16 protein-coding genes are annotated in these 17,460 nt (G+C 64.8%); 11 read left to right on the top strand and 5 right to left on the bottom strand.

Annotated features, from left to right (window positions below):
* The first annotated feature begins 1 nt into the window (after position 1).
* The 3 genes from P6U28_RS12020 to aat are packed head-to-tail and all read left to right on the top strand — an operon-like array spanning position 2 to position 2,282.
* On the top strand, positions 2 to 442 hold the full coding sequence (locus tag P6U28_RS12020) for a response regulator (RefSeq protein WP_122403442.1): 441 nt from the start codon (positions 2 to 4) through the stop codon (positions 440 to 442).
* On the top strand, positions 439 to 1,542 hold the full coding sequence (locus P6U28_RS12015; RefSeq protein WP_122403443.1) for a sensor histidine kinase: 1,104 nt from the start codon (positions 439 to 441) through the stop codon (positions 1,540 to 1,542). The genes P6U28_RS12020 and P6U28_RS12015 overlap by 4 nt, the downstream gene beginning before the upstream one ends.
* A gap of 59 nt (positions 1,543 to 1,601) precedes the next feature.
* Positions 1,602 to 2,282 (top strand): leucyl/phenylalanyl-tRNA--protein transferase, encoded by a 681-nt coding sequence (gene aat / locus P6U28_RS12010; protein ID WP_122403444.1) that lies wholly within the window; start codon positions 1,602 to 1,604, stop codon positions 2,280 to 2,282.
* A 14-nt stretch (positions 2,283 to 2,296) separates the two neighbouring features.
* Here the strand turns inward: aat and P6U28_RS12005 are convergent, their stop codons facing one another.
* Entirely contained in the window at positions 2,297 to 3,298 is a 1,002-nt protein-coding gene (locus P6U28_RS12005; RefSeq protein WP_122406691.1) for a DUF2155 domain-containing protein, read from the bottom strand.
* 216 nt (positions 3,299 to 3,514) lie between these two features.
* On the opposite strand from P6U28_RS12005, the gene P6U28_RS12000 reads away from it, so the two are divergent.
* Positions 3,515 to 4,519, top strand: a complete 1,005-nt coding sequence (locus tag P6U28_RS12000) for a Na+-dependent transporter (RefSeq protein WP_407122325.1) — start codon at positions 3,515 to 3,517, stop codon at positions 4,517 to 4,519.
* A 47-nt stretch (positions 4,520 to 4,566) separates the two neighbouring features.
* On the opposite strand, the gene P6U28_RS11995 is transcribed toward P6U28_RS12000, so the two are convergent.
* Complete coding sequence (locus P6U28_RS11995) at positions 4,567 to 5,469, bottom strand: LysR substrate-binding domain-containing protein (RefSeq protein WP_407122323.1); 903 nt, start codon at positions 5,467 to 5,469, stop codon at positions 4,567 to 4,569.
* A gap of 99 nt (positions 5,470 to 5,568) precedes the next feature.
* On the opposite strand from P6U28_RS11995, the gene bla reads away from it, so the two are divergent.
* A complete protein-coding gene (gene bla, locus P6U28_RS11990; protein ID WP_122403446.1) occupies positions 5,569 to 6,453 on the top strand; it encodes a class A beta-lactamase in 885 nt (294 codons plus the stop codon).
* Between the two features lie 17 nt (positions 6,454 to 6,470).
* Here the strand turns inward: bla and P6U28_RS11985 are convergent, their stop codons facing one another.
* The gene (locus tag P6U28_RS11985; RefSeq protein WP_407123060.1) at positions 6,471 to 7,409 is read right to left on the bottom strand and encodes a GlxA family transcriptional regulator; all 939 of its coding nucleotides are present in this window, start codon (positions 7,407 to 7,409) and stop codon (positions 6,471 to 6,473) included.
* 108 nt (positions 7,410 to 7,517) lie between these two features.
* On the opposite strand from P6U28_RS11985, the gene P6U28_RS11980 reads away from it, so the two are divergent.
* On the top strand, positions 7,518 to 8,204 hold the full coding sequence (locus P6U28_RS11980; protein WP_407122321.1) for a DJ-1/PfpI family protein: 687 nt from the start codon (positions 7,518 to 7,520) through the stop codon (positions 8,202 to 8,204).
* A gap of 529 nt (positions 8,205 to 8,733) precedes the next feature.
* Here P6U28_RS11980 and P6U28_RS11975 read toward each other — a convergent pair.
* Positions 8,734 to 9,141 (bottom strand): NADH:ubiquinone oxidoreductase subunit NDUFA12, encoded by a 408-nt coding sequence (locus P6U28_RS11975; RefSeq protein WP_122403447.1) that lies wholly within the window; start codon positions 9,139 to 9,141, stop codon positions 8,734 to 8,736.
* A 242-nt stretch (positions 9,142 to 9,383) separates the two neighbouring features.
* On the opposite strand from P6U28_RS11975, the gene P6U28_RS11970 reads away from it, so the two are divergent.
* The 5 genes from P6U28_RS11970 (at position 9,384) to P6U28_RS11950 (ending at position 16,186) form a co-directional block, all read left to right on the top strand.
* Positions 9,384 to 10,097 (top strand): BA14K family protein, encoded by a 714-nt coding sequence (locus P6U28_RS11970; protein ID WP_162500293.1) that lies wholly within the window; start codon positions 9,384 to 9,386, stop codon positions 10,095 to 10,097.
* 257 nt (positions 10,098 to 10,354) lie between these two features.
* Positions 10,355 to 10,774 (top strand): response regulator, encoded by a 420-nt coding sequence (locus P6U28_RS11965; protein WP_122403449.1) that lies wholly within the window; start codon positions 10,355 to 10,357, stop codon positions 10,772 to 10,774.
* The gene (locus tag P6U28_RS11960) at positions 10,771 to 13,029 is read left to right on the top strand and encodes a CHASE3 domain-containing protein (RefSeq protein WP_407122319.1); all 2,259 of its coding nucleotides are present in this window, start codon (positions 10,771 to 10,773) and stop codon (positions 13,027 to 13,029) included. The genes P6U28_RS11965 and P6U28_RS11960 overlap by 4 nt, the downstream gene beginning before the upstream one ends.
* Before the next feature lie 378 nt (positions 13,030 to 13,407).
* Positions 13,408 to 14,379, top strand: coding sequence for an ABC transporter substrate-binding protein (locus P6U28_RS11955; RefSeq protein ID WP_129142859.1), 972 nt, complete (start codon positions 13,408 to 13,410; stop codon positions 14,377 to 14,379).
* A 7-nt stretch (positions 14,380 to 14,386) separates the two neighbouring features.
* Positions 14,387 to 16,186: a cache domain-containing protein gene (locus P6U28_RS11950; protein ID WP_407122318.1), complete on the top strand. Its 1,800-nt coding sequence runs from the start codon at positions 14,387 to 14,389 to the stop codon at positions 16,184 to 16,186.
* A gap of 18 nt (positions 16,187 to 16,204) precedes the next feature.
* On the opposite strand, the gene P6U28_RS11945 is transcribed toward P6U28_RS11950, so the two are convergent.
* Complete coding sequence (locus P6U28_RS11945; RefSeq protein ID WP_122403452.1) at positions 16,205 to 17,101, bottom strand: DMT family transporter; 897 nt, start codon at positions 17,099 to 17,101, stop codon at positions 16,205 to 16,207.
* Between the last annotated feature and the right edge of the window lie 359 nt (positions 17,102 to 17,460).

The raw sequence follows: 17,460 nt of genomic DNA, 5'->3' as shown, positions 1-17,460 counted from the left end.
GATGACCCAGCCTGTCACCATCATCATGATCGAGGACGACGAGGGCCACGCACGCCTGATCGAGCGCAACATCCGAAGGTCCGGCGTCAACAACGAGATCGTCGCGTTCGCCACCGGCAGCGACGCCATGCGGCACCTGTTCGGCGCCGACGGCAGCGGGCTCGTGCAGAAGGGCAATGCGCTCTTGATCCTGCTCGACCTCAACCTGCCCGACATGATCGGGATCGACATCCTGAAGCAGATCAAGGAAAACAAATATTTGAAGGCCTCGCCCGTGGTGGTGCTCACCACCACCGACGATTCCCAGGAAATCAAGCGCTGCTACGAGCTCGGCTGCAACGTCTACATCACCAAGCCCGTCAACTACGAGAATTTCGCCAATGCCATCCGGCAGCTCGGGCTGTTCTTCTCGGTCATCCAGGTCCCGCCCGCCGCCACATGAACCAGAGAATGCCGACACTGCTCTACATCGACGATGACGACGCGCTGGCGCGCCTGGTCGACCGTGGCCTGACGCGGCGCGGCTACAAGGTCGTCCATGCCGCGAGCGGCGAGGAAGGTCTCGAGCGCATCCGCCGCGCCAGCGCCGAAGGCGGCATCGATGTCGTGGCACTCGATCAGTACATGCCGGGCCTCGACGGGCTGGAGACCCTCGAGCAGATCATGGCGATCCCGAACGCACCGCCGGTGGTGTTCGTCACCGCATCGCAGGATTCCAGCATCGCGGTGACCGCGCTCAAGGCGGGGGCGGCCGACTATCTGGTGAAGGACGTCAGGGGCGACTTCATCCCGCTGCTCCACGTCGCCGCCGAAGGCGCGCTGCGCCAGGCCGAGTTGCAGCGGGCACGCGATGAAGCCGAGGCCGAGATCCACGCCTCGCGCGACCGCTACGCGGCGCTCGCCGCCGAACGCGAGCTCTTGTTGCGCGAGGTCAACCATCGTGTCGGCAACTCCCTCCAGATCATTGCCTCGCTGCTGCACCTTCAGGCAAGCTCCGCCGCGCAGGAGGAGGTCAAGGCGGCGCTGACCAATGCGATGGGCCGCGTCGCCGCGGTCGCGCAGGTGCACCGACGCCTCTACACCTCGCAGGACCTGAAGAGCGTGGTCCTCAATCAGTATCTGGACTCGCTGCTCGAGGATCTCCGCCGCTCGGCCGAAGGCGACCGGATGTCGCGTCTGACCCTGAAGGCCGAGCCGATCGAGATCGATCCCGACCGTGCGGTCGCCGTCGGCATCATCGTCAACGAGCTGGTGATGAACGCGGTGAAATACGCCTATCCCGATGGCGCCGGCCCGATTCATGTCGAGCTGATCTCGCAAGGAGACGATCTCCTGCTCTCGATCGCCGACAATGGCGTCGGCGACAACGTCAAGGCCGATCCGCGCTCCACCGGCATGGGCCAGCGCATCGTCGCGGCCATGGCCTCAAAGCTCGACGCCTCGGTCGAACGCGACCCCGCGCATCCCGGAACCCGGATCGTGCTGAAGTTCGGCCGCATGCCCGCAGCCCCCGGCAAGACCAGCACCGCCGCCGCGAGCTGACCTCGCGACCGGCCGGCACCCGTCGCAACCGCAATGCGATCCTGCTAAGATGGCAAGCCATGACTTCGCGCGACTCCGCCCCGTCTGAAATCACCCCGGCCGTGCTGCTGCGCGCTTATGCCTGCGGCATCTTTCCGATGGCGGAAAGCGCTGACGATCCGACCCTGTTCTGGGTCGAGCCGGAGTTGCGCGGCGTCATCCCGCTCGACGGCTTCCGCGTCGCCTCACGGCTCGCGCGCACCGTGCGGTCGGATACGTTCCGCGTCACCGTCAACACCGCGTTCAAGGCAACCATCGCCGGCTGCGCGGCGCCGCAAGTAGGACGTGAGGATACCTGGATCAACAAGCGCATCCGCGACCTCTATGGTGGCCTCTTCGAGCTTGGCCATTGCCATAGCGTCGAAGCCTGGCAGGGTGACGACCTCGTCGGCGGGCTGTACGGCGTGAGCCTCGGACGAGCCTTCTTCGGCGAGAGCATGTTCCACACCGCGCGCGATGCCTCGAAGGTCGCGCTGGTGCATCTGGTCGCGCGGCTCATCCATGGCGGCTTCGAGCTGCTCGACACGCAATATGTCACCGAGCACCTGAAGAGCTTCGGCGCGGTCGAGATTTCGCGGCGACGCTATACGGCGCTGCTCGACAAGGCGCTGGCGGGCGAACCCGGCGATTTCCTGAGGCTCTCCGCCGGCGAAGCCATCCCTGGCGCGCGCGCGCTCGAGATCATCGCCTCGCGGCAATAATCGATAGCGAGGCTCTAGCGGCCAAACCCGGGGATGCCGAACAGGCCCGGCCGCTGCTCCGGCGGCGGAGGGGGCGGCGGTGCCGGTTGCTGCTGCTGGATCGGTGGCAGCGGCTGCGGCGGCCGCTGCTGCACCTGCTTGGGCGCGGCCTTCTTCTGCGCCGGCGGAGGTGGCGGCGGCTTTGCCGCGGCCGGATCCGGTGCCGCGGTCGCGATGGTCTGCTGCGGCTCTTTGCAGTCGGTCAGCCAGATGTCGTAGATCGGATGCTCGACGCCGTGCAGGCCCGGGCTTGCCGCGTACATCCAGCCCGAGAAGATGCGCTTCACCTCGCCCTGCAAGGTGATCTCGTCGACCTCGACGAAGGCGTCGGTGTTGGCAGCCTCCGTCGCGGGCCGCGTGTAGCAGGCGTCGGTCTTGACCCTGAGCGCGCCGAACTGGACGGTCTCGCCGATCTCCTCGTCGAAATTGATGATGCGTCCGGTGATCTTGTCGAGACCGGAGAAGGTCGCCTTCTTGTTCACGATCTTCTGCGCCGGCGGCTCGGTCACGACCTCGTCACCCGGCTGCAGGCTCGCCGGCGTCTGCGGGACCGCGCCACCCGGCCCGCCCTTCTGCTGGGGCTGGCGCTGACCGGGCGCACCCGGAGCGCCTTGCGGACTGGGCGGAGCGATCGCGGCGGAGGGCGGCTGGTTCGGTGGCGCGAGGGTCGACCCCGGCGGCGGCGCCAGGGGTTGGGTCTCGACCGGCCCGGGCATGATATTGCCCTGCCGCCCCGGAGGCGGCGGCATCGGGCGCGACGGCAGCACGCGGCCCTGCGGCGGCAGCTCGGGCACCTCTTCATCATCCTCGGGGATCGGCTGCGGCTGGGGCTGGCCACGCGGAATATTGCCGGGTGGCCGCAGCGGCGGCGGATCGGAGAAGATCGTGCCGATCTGCGCCTGAGCCGGCGTCGCAGCCGTCAGCGCGGTGGCGGCCAAAAGCGCCGCAAGGCCGGTCAGGGAAAAGGTTTTGAACATCTCGCGCGGCTTCAACAGCGAATCGGGCTTGTTGGAACATTCTACAGGGGATACCGCCGCTCGCAGGCCCTCCGGTTAACACGCCGAATACGGCGGGGAAAGGGCGACATCCAGCCCTTCCCGACGCGGTCTGGCCAGGCCCGCCCCGGATGGGATAGTTGGAGGCCCATGCCGGGGGCCTGCCGGCCATCGCCAACACCCTGCTGAATAACTGAGATGCCCGACCGCCTCCGAACTCTCCTTGCCCTTCCCCTGCGCGGGCTGACATGGCTCGGCGGCCAGGGCACCCGCGCGGTGGCGGCCATCGCCTTCATCGCAGTCGCGGTGCCGCCGCTCGGTACGCTGCTGCGTCCCTACGTCACCGAGGCGATCTTTCTTCTGCTCTGCATCTCCTTCATGCGCGTCGATCTCGTGGCGCTGTACGGGCATCTGCGCCGGCCGGCGCTGGTCGGGGCCGCCACGGCCTGGACCACGATCGGCGTGCCGCTGATCGTCGCCCTCGCAGCCTACGCGACCGGGCTCACCACGAGTTCCCCGGGCCTTGCTCTCGCGCTGATGCTCCAGGGCATGGCCTCGCCGATGATGGCCGCGCCGGCCCTTGCCGCGCTGATGGGCCTCGATGCCACGCTGGTGCTCGTGACGCTGGTGACCTCGACCGCACTCGTGCCCTTCACCGCTTCGCTGTTCGCGGGCCTCTTCCTCGGCGGCATGCTCAGCATCTCGCCGGCCACACTCGGCCTCAAGCTGCTCGGCATCCTCGCCGCGTCGCTGCTTGTTGCGACGGTTATCCGCCGGGTCTTCGGCACGGATGCGATCCAGCGCCACAAGCAGCCGATCGACGGTCTCAACATCGTCATCCTCTTGGTATTCGCCTCCGCGGTGATGGGCGATGTCGCCAGCGATCTCGTCGCCGACCCGCTGTTCACGATCGCCGTCGCGCTGCTCGCCTTTGCTGTCTATTTTGCCCTGCTCGCCGCGACGACGCTGATCTTCCGCCGCGTCGGAACCGAGCGCGCCTTCGCCATCGGCCTGATGGTGTCACAGCGCAATCTCGGGCTGATGCTGGCTGCCACCGCTGGCGCGCTGCCGGCGACGACCTGGCTCTATTTCGCGCTGACGCAGTTTCCGATTCATCTTGCGCCCTATCTGCTGACGCCGATCGCCCGGCGATTGACGGCGCGCGTAAGCGACACCGCGGCGGCTCCAGGCAGCGTTATATGAGTCCCTGCATCGTCGCCCTGCTGGAAGCCTCCACAGACCCGCAAGCCTCACGGATTGCGCGGTCTCTTCTTCTTGCATTCCGCCAATATCCAGTCGCGGAACGCTGTCATCGCATGCGAAAGCCTTTTGGATTTCAGGGACGTGAGCCAGTAAGATCCCAGAAACACTTCGTGGTCATCGGGACAAACCAGCCGCTTGCGCGACAGATCGTCCGCAAACAAGACGACCGGCAATAGTGCGACTCCCGCGCCTTGGGCTGCCGCATGCGCCAGGGAGACCGACGAGTCGAAGGTCGGGCCAGTCATCCGCGGTTGCCTGCATTTTGCCACCTCGAACCAGTGCGCCCACTCGCCCGGGCGATACGATCGCAACAGCACCTCCTTGTGGAGATCGACTGGATCTTTAAGGCGTTTGGCGACAACAGGCGCGCACATCGGCGTGAAATGCGCCTCGACCAGGCGCTCGGCGTTCGTTCCGTGCCACGCGCCGTCGCCAAATCGAATGGCGTAGTCCAGTCCTTCGCCGCCGAGGTCCACGCGGTTGTTGTTCGCAAAGATCCTGACGTCGATATGCGGATGGCTCGAGGTGAATCTCCCCATGCGCGGAAGCAGCCAACCGGAAGCGAACGTGCCGACCACACCGATCGCCAGACTTTCGCGCATCCGACCGTTCTCGAAGCGATCCAGGACCTGGTTGATCTGGCCGAAGGCGCTGGAGATGACAGGCTGAAGTGCTTCGCCTTCTTCCGTGAGAGCAAGGCCGCGGGTCAGCCGCTTGAAAAGCTTGACGCCCAGACTCTCTTCCAAAGTCCGCACCTGCTGGCTCACGGCAGCCTGCGACACCCGCAGTTCGAGACCGGCCTTGGTGAAGCTGAGATGACGCGCGGCCGCTTCGAAGGAGCGGAGCGCGTTCAGGGGCAGATTGGAAATTTTGGCAGGGCGGCGGGCCACGTTTGATCCAAGTTTTACTTATGGATGGCCTCACGAAGCATCGTTTGTCAATTTCTGAAGCCAGACGCAAAAACTCCTCGCAATCTACGGGAGGTCTCGATGCTCACACGACGTCAATTCGGCTCATCAGCGCTTGCGGTTGCGGGAAGTCTCTTCCTGCCAAATGTCTCGGGCGCTGCGTCAGGCGAAACTGCGGCGCTCATTGAAGCCATCAAACAATTGGAACTGAAGAGCGGCGGCCGGCTCGGCGTCTCCGTGCTCGACACGGCGACGGGCGTTCCCATCCATTACAGGGGGGACGAACGCTTTCCCATGTGCAGCACATTCAAGGTTCTTGCGGCGGCAGCAATACTCAAAGACGCCGGCAGCAGGCCGGAACGTCTCGAACGGCGCGTTCGGATCGAGCAGGCCGACATCGTCGAGAACTCGCCCATCACGCGCGAGCACGTGGGCGGAGAAGGAATGACGCTCCGTGAACTCTGCGATGCCGCCATAACCAGGAGCGACAACACGGCCGGAAATGCGCTTTTGAAAAACATCGGTGGGCCCGCCGGGTTGACCAGCTTTGCGCGGAGCCTTGGCGACATCCTGACAAGATTGGATCGCACAGAAACCGAACTGAACGAAGCCGCGCCCGGCGATCCCCGCGACACCACGACGCCGAATGCGATGGCCGCAAATTTCAGGCGCTTGCTGCTTGGTGACGTCCTCCTCCCGGAGGGGCGCGATCAACTCGGCAAATGGCTCATCGCCAACAAGACCGGGGATACTCGTTTACGCGCGGGCCTGCCGCAAAGCTGGCGCGTTGGCGACAAGACGGGAGCCGGTGAACACGGCACCACCAATGATGTCGCCATCGTGTGGCCGCCCGAGCATTCGCCTCTCATCATTGCGGTCTATCTCACCGGCGCATCGCTCGATTCCGGTGGACGAAACGATGTGATCGCATCCGTCGGCCGGGCAGTCGCCAAGGGTTTTAGCTGACAATCGTGTTTCCCGCCCTACCCAGCCCGCGCCGCCCGCCGCAGTGCCTGCGGCGGCTGGCCGAAGGCGCGGATGAAGGCGCGCCGCATCCGTTCGGGGTCGCGGAATCCGGTGGTTTCCGCAACGCGCTCGATCGCCTCGCGCGAGGACTGCACGCGTTCGCGCGCCACTTCGAGCCTGAGCCGCTCGACCGCCTTGGAGGGCGTCGTGCCGGTCTCGGCGGCAAAGGCGCGCGCAAAATGCCGGGCGCTCATGCCGGCGCGATCGGCGAGATCCTCCACCGAGAGCGGCGCGTCGAGATTTTCGCGCGCCCAGGACAACAGTGTACCGAAGCGGCCGTTCGGCGTCTTCAGCTCCAAGAGCGATGAGAATTGCGACTGGCCGCCGCTGCGGCGGTGGTAGAGCACGAGCTGGCGCGCGGTCTGTTGCGCGATCTCCTCGCCGTGGTCCTCGGTGATCATCGCGAGCGCGAGATCGATGCCGGCGGAGATGCCTGCCGACGTCCACACATTGCCGTCGCGGGTGAAAATCCGGTCCGGCTCGAATTTGATCCTCGGATAGCGGGCGACGAATTCGCGCGTCCGCCCCCAATGCGTGGTGGCGCGGCGGCCGTCGAGCAAGCCTGCTTCGGCCAGCACATAGGCACCGGAGCAGACGCTCGCGACCCGCATGCCACGCTTTGCGAGCCGCTGCACGAAAGCCCGCGTGACCTCACAGCGCGCGGCGTCCGCGACGCCCGTGCCGCCCGCCACGACCAGCGTCGTGATCGCGTTCGCCGATTTGAAGTCGCGCGCCATCATCTCGACGCCGGACGAACTGCGCACACGTCCGGGCTTTGCCGCCAACACGCGAATGAGAGGTGGCTTGCCGATGCAGCGGGCTGCGATCTCGAACGCCGAGATCGGGCCTGCCGCATCGAGCAATTGGAAATCCGGGAAGATCAGAATGCCGATCATGGGCCAAGCCGTCATGGTATGTCCGAAAGCGAGGGAATTATGCCATTTCGGACAAGAGGGCATCATGCCATCCTGCCGGCGTCAAGCTCGTTATTGGAGGATCTGCCGATGTCGTCACCGCTCCAGATTGGTCTGTTGGTGTTCCCACGTGTCACTCAGCTCGACTTCACCGGCCCCTTGCAGGTGTTCGCAATGGTTCCGGACGCAAAACTGCACCTGATCTGGAAGCGGATCGAGCCGGTGCCAAGCGATTCCGTGATGACGCTGACGCCGACCACGACGTTTGCGGACTGCCCTCAACTCGACGTGGTCTGCGTGCCCGGCGGCAGCGGCACCAACGACCTGCTCGACGACGAGGAGGTGCTCGACTTCCTGCGCAGGCAGGCCGGCGGCGCCAAATACGTCACCTCGGTCTGCACGGGATCGCTGGCGCTCGGCGCCGCCGGTCTCTTGAAGGGCTACCGCGCCGCCACCCATTGGAGCGCGATGGAGATGCTCGCCCAGTTCGGCGCGATGCCGACCAAGACACGCGTCTGCATCGATCGCAACCGCATCACCGGCGGCGGCGTCACGGCCGGCATCGACTTCGCGCTGACGCTGGTGTCGATCCTGGTCAACCGCACCACGGCGGAAGCGATCCAGCTCCAGATGGAATACAATCCGGCTCCACCTTTCAATTCGGGCTCACCCGACACCGCGTCCGCTGAAGTGCTGGCGCTGCTGCGGGAGCGCGGCGCGCAAAACCAGGCGCGGCGGCTCGAGGCGGTGAAGCGGGCTGCGGAGCGGGTGAACTAAATTCCGATCTCGTGTCCCGGACGCGCCGCAGCGCGCAGCGGTGCGGCGCCGAGCCGGGACCCATATGTGGACGGCCACGCGGTCCGTTGCGTCATGGGCCCCGGCTCTGCGGCGCATCGCTGCGATGCTTCGCATCGCCGGGGAAGCACTGCACTGCGTCCGGGGCTCGTTGAGCTTCGTGCTGGTCTCCAGCAGAAAAAGGCCGCTCGGTTTCCCAAGCGGCCTTTCCTGCCTTACGGCGGCTGCACATTCACATCGGGCGATTTCGGAGCTTCCAGACCGGGGGCCTATCTCCCGATCGAGTCCTTCCTCGGCGGCCGCTGCATTTCGGGACAGTCGCGAGCTGTTGCCCGAACCGAACGCGATGGTCTCCCATCTCCGTAAGATGGGATCATTGAGCCGCATCGCCCGCGCCGGTGCAACGCCCGCGCAAGCGACATCCCCGCTGTTCCCGTTGTCCACAGCGGCGCGGCGCGGATGCATCCTGCATCCGCTTCGGACGGTGGCGGTTCGCAGCTGGGCCGAAAGACTAGCCGGGTGTCCAGGGCTGGTAATCACCGGTCGCCTTCGGACGCCGGCCGCTGGCAAGCGTCGAGCCGGAGGGACGATAGGCCTTCGCCGTGCCGGTGAGATTCGGCTGGTGCGGCTTTTCCCACTCGCGCGGCTGGTAGTTGATCTCGGTCGGCGGAGCGTCGACGACGTGATGGATCCAGCCGTGCCAGGACGGCGGAATCCGGCTCGCCTCAGCATAGCCGTTATAAATCACCCAACGCCGCTCGAAGCCGAGCGCCGGATCGATCGCCCCGCCACGGGTGCGGTAGTAACGGTTGCCCTGCTCGTCCTGGCCGACCAGCTCTCCGTACCGCTTGGTCCAGAGCTGGGTGCCAAAAGTCTGGCCATTCCACCAGGTGAAGAATTTGAGGAAGAATTGTTTCATGCGGCAAGGGCCCTGCTTCGTCGGGCCCTGATGCCATCCGGGCAGCGAAATGTCCAGTTCGGCAGGCGTGTCGGTGCCCCTTCAAATCCGCCTGCCGCGCACGCCTCTGCCGCAAAGCGGACGCGATTCATTCATGCCCGGTACAGCAGCAGGGTCCGAGGCTCCATTCGCGCGCAAACCGGCGTGATCCCAGGAACCCCGGCGCTTTCGTAGGGTTTGCCTTCCGGGAAAGGAGTTTAACCATGAACAGTCTGAAATTCTTGAGTGCCGCCGCGGCGGTGGCGCTGGTTCTTCCGTTGGCGACGCCGAGCTTTGCCCAGAATCGTCCCGCATTGGGCGGAGGCGGCGGCGGTGCCCATGTCGGCGGCGGTGGCGGCGGTGCTCACGTCGGTGGCGGCGGCTTCGGTGGCGGTGCGCGGATGGGTGGCGGCGGCGGCGCGGCCTTCCATGGTGGCGGCGGCAATTTCGGAGGCGGCGCCGCAATGCGTCCAAGCGGCGGCAGTTTCACGGCGGGCGCAGCGATGCGTCCGAGCGGCGGAAGTTTCGCGGCGGGCCCTGCGGTCCGTCCGAGCGGCGGCACGTCCTTTACCGGCGGTGCGGCGCGCAACTTCGCAGCCGCCGGCGGCACCTGGCAGGGCCGCAGCGGCAACTGGAGCGGCGGAAATAACTGGAATGGCGGACGCTGGCATCATCGCCATGGTGGCGGCGGCTTCTGGCCGGGCTTCGCGGCTGGCGCCGCGATCGGTGGCCTCGGCTCCTACGCTTACTACGGCGGCGGGTACGGCTATTATGACGATCCCTACTACTACGACAGCTATTATGACGAGCCGACGGTTGCGGTGGTACCGGACAGCGGCGGCGACTCCGCTGCCTATTGCGCGCAGCGCTACAAATCGTACGACCCGGCCTCGGGCACCTATCTCGGCTACGACGGCCTGCGGCATCCTTGCCCGTAAGCAGGACGCCAAGAAACAAATTGCCCAGGCGTGAGGCAGAAGGCGTCGCAGCGATGCGGCGCCTTTTTCGCAATCGGCGTGTTCCTCATCGTTTCGGCTCATACCAGCGCGTGAAAGGAATAAATACAATTCGATGCAAATGGACCTTTATGCACCGAACCGTGCATATCCTATACGATCCAATCCCAAATTGACCCGACCCGCGATTCGCGGATATCACAAACCACAGTGGAGACTTCGATCACCTGGGAAGTGTCATGCCGCGTATTCTCGTGGTTGATGACGATCCGATGGTCGGCGCGACCATCGAAGTCCTCCTCCAACGTCAGGGCTTCGACGTCACGCTGACCGACGGCGGCGAAACAGGACTGGCTGCGCTGGAATCGCAGACCTTCGACGCGATGCTGGTTGACATCTTCATGCCGCACATGCGCGGCTTCGAATCCATCCGGATCTTTCACGAGCGTGCCCCGACCACTCCGCTGATCGCGATGTCGGGCTACGCCTTCGCCTCATCCGCCTTGCCCTCTCCCGATTTTCTCCGCATGGCGCTTGAACTCGGCGCAACGCGCTGCCTGCGCAAGCCGTTCACGCCGGAAGCGCTGCTGACCACGATCCAGGAATGCCTCACCGGCGGAAGCGGGAGCGCACAGAAGGACAAGAAAGAAGCCCCTTGATTCCAACGCAGCGCGTCATTCTCGGTGCTGGACTTGCCATCCTCCTGATCATCACCGCGGCCTCGATTGCCCTCGACGTCAAGTCGCGGTCCGACGCGGCGTGGGTCAATCATATCGTCCAGGTGCAGAAGAAGATCTCCGATCTGCGCGTGCTGCTGCGCCGGGCCGAGAGCGCCGCGCGCGGCTACGAGCTCTATCGCACTCCGGCCTTCGGCGATGAGTTCCAGGCGGTGCAGGGCAGGATCGCGCCGGCCCTCGCCGACCTCAAGCGCGACGTGCGCGACAATCCCGATCACGTCGCGCTGCTGGAGGGCACCGAGCCGCTGGCGCTGCGCCGGATCGACATCGCCGCCGCAGCGATGCGCCTGCGCGCCGAGAACGACCAGGCCGGCATCGCCGCGCTCAACAGCAAGGCCGAGGGCCGCGGCCTCATGGACACGGTGATGGGCAATCTCGACCATCTGAGCGCCGAGGAAGAACGCCTGCTCAACGCGCGCTCCCAGGATTCGCGCCGCACCGGCATCGTGCTGCTCGGTATCGACGTCGCCGGCGCCGTGCTGATCCTGCTGCTGGTCGCGCTGGTGATGCGCGAAAGCCGGCGCGCCACGGGGGAGCTGCAGAGCTCGCTCGAGCAGACACAAGCCGCCAAGGTGGCGCTCGAGGCGGCGGTGGCCGAGCGCACCGAGCATCTGGTCACCGCGCATGACGAGCTGCGGCTGTCGATCAACGTGCTCCAGAGCACGTTTCGCAGCATGGCGGAGGCGGTGCTGGTCATCGACGTCGAGGGCAATGTCCTTCTGTCCAATCCCGCCGCCGAGCGCATCCTGGTGCATCGCACCGGCATGAATTTGAACAATCTGCGCGCGCTGTCCGATGTGTTTCACGGCGACGGCGTCACGCCGCTCGAGGCCGACGAGCTGCCGTCGACGCGCGTGCTGCGGGGCGAGCAGTTCGAAGAGCTGGAGATGATCGTCCGCCCGCACAGCGGCAATCCTCCTCGTCATCTCATGATCAGCGGCCGGCCGATGCGGGACGGGCAAGGCAACATCTCCGGCGCGGTGCTGGTCTATCACGATGCGACGACCTCGCGCGAAACGGAGCGGCAGCTGTACCAGTCGCAGAAGCTGGATGCGATCGGCAAGCTGACCGGCGGCGTCGCGCACGACTTCAACAACATGCTGACGGTCATCTCCGGCAATACCGAGACGCTGGTGGAGAGCCTGAAGGGCCAACCCGAACTTCAGCGCACGGCACGGCTGATCGACGATGCCGCCGAGCGTTGCGCCGAGCTGATCCAGCATCTGCTGGCATTTGCGCGCAAGCAGCCGCTCGAGCCGCGCAACGTCGACATCAACGCCGCGATATCAGACATCGCAAAGCTTCTGCGCCCCACCCTCGGCGAGCAGATCCAGATCGAGACCGTGCTGGAACAGGGGCCGATGACGACGCATATCGATCCGTCCAGGCTCACCAATGCCGTGCTCAACATGGCGATCAACGCGCGCGACGCCATGCCGAACGGCGGCAAGCTGCTGCTGGAGACCCACCGCGTGGTGCTGGACGAAGCCTATGCGCAGGCCAATGCGGAGGTTCGGCCCGGCCCTTACGTGATGCTCGCGGTCAGCGACACCGGCACCGGCATGCCCCCCGACGTCCAGCAGAAGGCGTTCGAGCCCTTCTTCACCACCAAGGAGGTCGGCAAGGGATCTGGCCTCGGCCTCTCCATGGTTTACGGCTTCGTCAAGCAGTCCGGCGGCCACACCAAGATCTACAGCGAGGAAGGCCATGGCACCACGATCAAGCTCTATCTGCCGCCGGGCGAAGGCGACGCGGACGTGGCAGCCAGTGTCGCGCCGCAGGCCGAAGGCGGCGCCGAGACCATTTTCGTGGTCGAGGACGACCCCTTGGTGCGCAACTTCGTCACAGCGCAGCTCCAGAGCCTCGGCTACAAGACGGTGGCCGCCCCCGACGGCAAAGCCGCGCTGGAATTGATCGAGGCCGGCCAGACGTTCGACCTGCTGTTCACCGACGTCGTTATCCCAGGCGGGATGAGCGGACGCGAGCTCGCCGAAGAGGTGGCAAGGCGCCGGCCGGGTGTGAAAGTGCTGTACACCTCCGGCTACACCGACAATGCCATCGTCCATCACGGCAAGCTGGATGACGGCGTGCTGCTGCTAACCAAGCCCTATCGGAGAAACCAGCTCGCCGAGATGATCCGCAAAGCGCTGAACGGCGGCGGGATGGCGGCGAGCTAGCGCGTGAACTGCGAAGGCGCGCGGCAGTCATACGATCTATGAGGTTGAGGGCCCTGGCTCAGGATGTGAGTTCCAATTGTCCTCTTGGGACGCCGTAGCTCGCCCGGATCCGCGCCGGAGGTGTTCCGACACCGCGTTATGCAACGAGTAAGGCCGTTTTGATCCCGATCGCGCTGGTCTCAAGCAAAAATGAAGCGCATCTCAAGGACAAATCGTTCCACCCGGCCCAACCTGCTGCATGCTCTCGGCGACAAATGTTGGAGCCGGGTGTCGCGACAGTCCGCTGGCGGAGCGCGATCCCGAGCGCAGTCACCAGATGCACAGCCAGGATCTTGGTCTGCGGCCGGAATTGACGGCGCAGCTTCGACAGGTGCTCGCATGAAACGACGAGAGTTCATCTTGTTGATGGGTGGAGGACTGGTCTGGCCTGCGATCGCACGGGCGGAGGGCGGAGCCAAGCTGCATCGTATCTTCTGGGTCTCGACTCAGTCCGGACCGGACCCCTTCCTGGACGGCTTTCGCGAGGGAATGCGCGCGCTGGGATACGTCGAGGGCACGAACGTAACCCTCGAGACGCATTATGCCCCTGAAAATCCGCAGGCACTGCGCAAGATCGTCTCCGAGTTGCACCGAGGGGATGTCGATCTTGTGGTCTCGAGCGGTCCGGCGACACGCGTCATGACTGCAATCACCGACGTCCCCGTGCTGTTTGCATTGAGCGGTGACCCCGTCGCTCTGGGCGTGGTGAAGAGCCTTGCTCACCCCGGCACCAATTTCACCGGCAGTACATTCCTGTCGCTCGAGCTGGCAGGAAAGCGCGTTGAGCTGCTCAAGGACCTTTATCCAAAGCTCCGAAAACTGGCGGTCTTCTCGAACACGGATCATCCGGGAGAGCCACTGGAATGGCGTGCGACTTTGGAGTCGTGCCGAAATCTTGGCATTGAGGCAGCCTACGTTCCGTTCTCTGGCGCTCGCGAAATCGAGAATGGGTTGATGGCTGCCGGCAAGGTGGACGCGGATGCTCTCCTCGTGTTTCCCGATGCTGTGACGCTGGTGCATCGTGCGAGGATTGCGGAGCTTGCAATCGCGCACCGGCTGCCTTCGATGTTTGGCTGGTCTGAATATTGTGACGCTGGAGGTCTCCTAAGTTACGGCGCAAACCAGCGCACGACCTATTTTCGGCTTGCCACTTATGCCGATCGCATCCTGCGCGGTGAAGATCCGTCAGATCTTCCGGTGATGCGTCCCGACAAGTTTGAACTGGCAGTCAATCTGAAGACAGCCAGGCTTCTGGGGATCGAGCTGGATGTGTCGTCGATCCTGTTCCGCGCCAGCAAGGTGATCTCCTGAGATAGTCATGACGGACGGTGCTGCGGACTCCTCTTCGTGTACGATGCCTCCGCGTCGTTCGCTGTTCTGCAAGTACTTCGCGACGTTGTTTGTCGCCGCGGTCGTGCCTCTGATACTCGGCGCCGCGATCGAGGCTTCTTTCGGTTACCGAGACCAGCGCCGCCAGATCAGCGCGGTGCTGCAGGCCGATGCTCGCGCGGCGTCCGACAGGATCGAGGCGTTCACCGACGGCATCCGAGATCAGCTGGGTTGGATGGTACAGCTTCCCTGGTCCGCCGGAGACGATGCCCAACATAAGATCGATGCCTTGCGCCTCCTCCAGCAGGTGCCTGCAATCGTGTCGGTTTCGCTTCTGGATGAGACCGGCAGCGAAAGGGTCTTTGTTTCCAGGCTGCTTCTGAACAGGACCGGGCGCGGCATTGATATGTCTACGGATCCCGCTGTTCTGGGCGCACGCGGCAACAAAGTCTGGTACGGACCGGTTCAGTACCAGCGAGATTCAGAGCCCTATATGAGGGTCGCGGTTGCCGGGAGCCTGCCTGCCGCGGGGGTTGCGATCGCCGAGGTCAATCTCAAGCTGATCTGGGATGTCATCGCAGCCATCAGAATTGGCGAGAACGGCTACGCCATAGTTGTCGATGATTCCGGTCATCTGATCGCACATCCCGATATCAGTCGGGTTCTGCGCGGCCGCGCTAGCTCGGGCAGTTTTGGCCGGATCAAGCATCTCGTTGGCGCGGCGAGCGGAGCGGCGGTGATAACCGGGGAGCGCGGCAACCCGGTGGTGGCTCTATCCGTTCCGGCCGCCGATGTAGGATGGACGGTGATCGCGATGCAGCCAACCTCGGAAGCCTTTGCATCAATTCGCGCGGCCTTGTGGCGCTCCTCGATGCTCATTGCCTTTGGTGTTCTCATCGCGCTGGCGCTCGCCTATTGGCGCGCACACAGAATGTCCGGCCCGATCAAGCAACTGGAAGAGGGCGTGGAGCGGATCAGAACCGGACAATTCGAGCATCGCATCAAGATCTTCAGCGGTGACGAGTTGCAGCAACTGGCGTTGCGCTTCAATGAAATGGCTTCTGAACTGGCGATCTCACAGCAGAAATCTGCGCGGATCGAACGGCTGAAGCAGTTCCTGCCCTCACAGGTTGCCGAATTGGTCGAGCATTCTCATGAACTGCTCGAAGGACAGCGACGTGAAGTGGCTGTCATTTTCGGCGACTTGCGCGGCTTCACGGCGTTCTCCACGCGCAATGAACCCGACGTCATCATGGCCGTCATGCGAGAGTACTACGAGGCCGTCGGCGCCGTGACGACTCGTCACGAGGCAACGCTCATCGGCTTTGATGGCGACGGCGTCATGCTCCTGGCCAATGCCCCGATCGCATGCGAACAGCCGGCAAATCAAGCGGTCCGACTCGCGATCGACCTGCAAATGACGGTGCAGTCCCTTGCCGGCAAATGGTGTGACGCCGGCCACGCCATCGGCTTTGGTGTGGGCGTTGCCATGGGACCGGCCACGGTAGGAACGGTTGGTTATGACGGTCGGCTGGACTACACGGCGATGGGAGCCGTGGTGAATTTGGCGTCGCGGCTCTGCAATCTCGCGAAGGACGCGCAGATCCTGGCTGATCCCACGATCGCCGGAAAGGTAAGGGATAGCGTTCCGTTGGCATCGCTCGGACAGCGGACCATCAAAGGCTACGACCAGGCTCTCGAAGTCTTTGCTGTCGCACCTGCTGACCTGCCGTTGAAACCGCCGGGCTCGGCACAACGCGGGCGAGAGAAAGAGCCTCAGGACCACTGATAGCCCGGCTCCGGACACCTATCGCGTCGCCAGCACCACCGCGGCCAGCGTGAAGATCAGTGCCGCGATCTGCCCTGCCCCGAGCGGCTCGCCGAGCGCGATCGCGGAGGCGACGACGCCGATGACAGGCACCGCCATGGTGCCGATCGCGGCGACCGAGGCCGGCAGGCGCGCCAGCGCGGCGAACCAGCTGACATAGGCGATGCAGAACTGCACCACGGTCGAATAGATCAGCAGCCACCAGCCAAGCGGCGTCACCTTGTCCAGATGCGTGGTCTCGACCAGGAGGCCGACGATCGAGATCGGCAGGCAGCCGATCCCGATCTGCCAGGCCGCAGCGGTGATCGGCGGCAGACGGATCGGGTACTTCTTCGAGAAGACCGTGCCGACGGCAAAGCCGAGCGCGCCGGCGAGCGCCATGATGATGCCAGGCGCCTTCTCCGCGCTGGCGGCGATGCCATTGCCGCCCATGATGGTGGCAAGGCCGGCAAAGGCCAGCACCAGCCCCAGCGTGCGCAACACCGTCGGCCGCTCGCCCAGCACCGGCCAGGCGATGATCGAGGCCCAGACCGGCATGGTGTAGGCGATCAGCGCCGCCTCGCTCGCCGGCAGCCAGAGCAGCGCGAGGCCCATCAGCACCATCCAGCCGGTGACGTTGAGCACCGCCGCGGTCAACAGGCGCGGCCAGATCGCAGGCTCCACCTTCAGGCTCTGCCGGCGCGTCACCGCGAGCAGCGCCAGCAGCACCGCCCCGAGCACGCCGGTGACCCCGCGCAAGGTCAGCGGCGGCAGCTCGGCGAGCAGGAATTTCGTCACCGGCCAATTGAAGCCCCAGCCGATCGAGGTGATCGCAAGGAACATCAAGCCGGCCGGGGCGATGCGCGGCCGCGCATCCCGGCGGGTCGAATCATGCATGGGGGTAATCCGGCAAAATCTGAAGGTCAGCTTGGCCCGGATTCGCCCCCCAAACCACCACCTCGGCGGGCATGCCTGCTCTCACCTTCCGTAGGGCTACGTGAGTCCCGCTGACGCAATCCCGGTCCCGAAAAATATACCTGCCCTGTGAACAGCGGGATGAAGGGCCCGCATCGCCACGGGATGCAAATTTTTTCGGTTGGGAATCCCTGAGGACTCACTGATACTTGGCCCCACAACAGGCGCGGCGAAGCCCCCTGTTATCCCCCGCAATCCACCATATTTAGTATTTGATTCAGGAACTCGCACTAGTTCTTGACGGGCGCAACGGAGAGTCCTAGCTTTCGGTCCGTTCGGCG

Origin of the sequence: Bradyrhizobium sp. STM 3561, assembly GCF_045571455.1 — a bacterium.
GTDB classification, from domain to species: Bacteria; Pseudomonadota; Alphaproteobacteria; order Rhizobiales; family Xanthobacteraceae; genus Bradyrhizobium; species Bradyrhizobium vignae.
Note: the sequence above shows the minus strand (reverse complement) of the source record. Positions and strands in the feature narration are given on the sequence as shown.

Excerpts from the sequence above, each read along its gene's own strand:
- P6U28_RS12020 (WP_122403442.1), top strand. The coding sequence starts at position 2 with ATGACCCAGCCTGTCACCATCATCATGATCGAGGACGACGAGGGCCAC.
- P6U28_RS12015 (WP_122403443.1), top strand. The coding sequence starts at position 439 with ATGAACCAGAGAATGCCGACACTGCTCTACATCGACGATGACGACGCG.
- aat (WP_122403444.1), top strand. The coding sequence starts at position 1,602 with ATGACTTCGCGCGACTCCGCCCCGTCTGAAATCACCCCGGCCGTGCTG.
- P6U28_RS12005 (WP_122406691.1), bottom strand. The coding sequence starts at position 3,298 with ATGTTCAAAACCTTTTCCCTGACCGGCCTTGCGGCGCTTTTGGCCGCC.
- P6U28_RS12000 (WP_407122325.1), top strand. The coding sequence starts at position 3,515 with ATGCCCGACCGCCTCCGAACTCTCCTTGCCCTTCCCCTGCGCGGGCTG.
- bla (WP_122403446.1), top strand. The coding sequence starts at position 5,569 with ATGCTCACACGACGTCAATTCGGCTCATCAGCGCTTGCGGTTGCGGGA.
- P6U28_RS11985 (WP_407123060.1), bottom strand. The coding sequence starts at position 7,409 with ATGATCGGCATTCTGATCTTCCCGGATTTCCAATTGCTCGATGCGGCA.
- P6U28_RS11980 (WP_407122321.1), top strand. The coding sequence starts at position 7,518 with ATGTCGTCACCGCTCCAGATTGGTCTGTTGGTGTTCCCACGTGTCACT.
- P6U28_RS11975 (WP_122403447.1), bottom strand. The coding sequence starts at position 9,141 with ATGAAACAATTCTTCCTCAAATTCTTCACCTGGTGGAATGGCCAGACT.
- P6U28_RS11970 (WP_162500293.1), top strand. The coding sequence starts at position 9,384 with ATGAACAGTCTGAAATTCTTGAGTGCCGCCGCGGCGGTGGCGCTGGTT.
- P6U28_RS11965 (WP_122403449.1), top strand. The coding sequence starts at position 10,355 with ATGCCGCGTATTCTCGTGGTTGATGACGATCCGATGGTCGGCGCGACC.
- P6U28_RS11955 (WP_129142859.1), top strand. The coding sequence starts at position 13,408 with ATGAAACGACGAGAGTTCATCTTGTTGATGGGTGGAGGACTGGTCTGG.
- P6U28_RS11950 (WP_407122318.1), top strand. The coding sequence starts at position 14,387 with ATGACGGACGGTGCTGCGGACTCCTCTTCGTGTACGATGCCTCCGCGT.
- P6U28_RS11945 (WP_122403452.1), bottom strand. The coding sequence starts at position 17,101 with ATGCATGATTCGACCCGCCGGGATGCGCGGCCGCGCATCGCCCCGGCC.